The sequence below is a fragment of the Streptomyces sp. URMC 126 genome (assembly GCF_051386555.1).
Lineage (GTDB): Bacteria > Actinomycetota > Actinomycetes > Streptomycetales > Streptomycetaceae > Streptomyces.
This window is the reverse complement of the sequence record NZ_JBPQTX010001159.1, coordinates 1-248: the sequence shown is the minus strand read 5'-3', so window position 1 is coordinate 248 and position 248 is coordinate 1. Positions and strand designations below refer to the sequence as shown.

The window sequence follows — 248 nt, the reverse complement described above, 5'->3', positions numbered from 1 at the left end:
ATAGCCGAGTGAGCGGTTGGCCCAGGAGGCGTGCTTGCTGAGCAGGATCAGGCCGATGAAGATGAACAGGAAGCCTTGCAGGAACGGCAGGACCAGGCCGAGCACGCCCAGAACCAGGAAGCTGTAGCCCAGGACGAGCGTCACGATACGGGTCATCGGCGGTCCGTCAGTTCGAGGAACTCCTGCTCGGTCATGGTCTGCACGCCCAGCGCTTGCGCCTTGGCAGCCTTGGAACCAGCGTCCGAGCC

1 protein-coding gene is annotated in these 248 nt (G+C 63.7%); it reads right to left on the bottom strand.

The window, feature by feature from the left end:
- Positions 1 to 156 (bottom strand): PGPGW domain-containing protein (locus tag ACSNOK_RS35495; protein WP_436784795.1); only part of this gene is annotated, 156 nt, incomplete at its 3' end.
- Positions 157 to 248 lie beyond the last annotated feature (92 nt).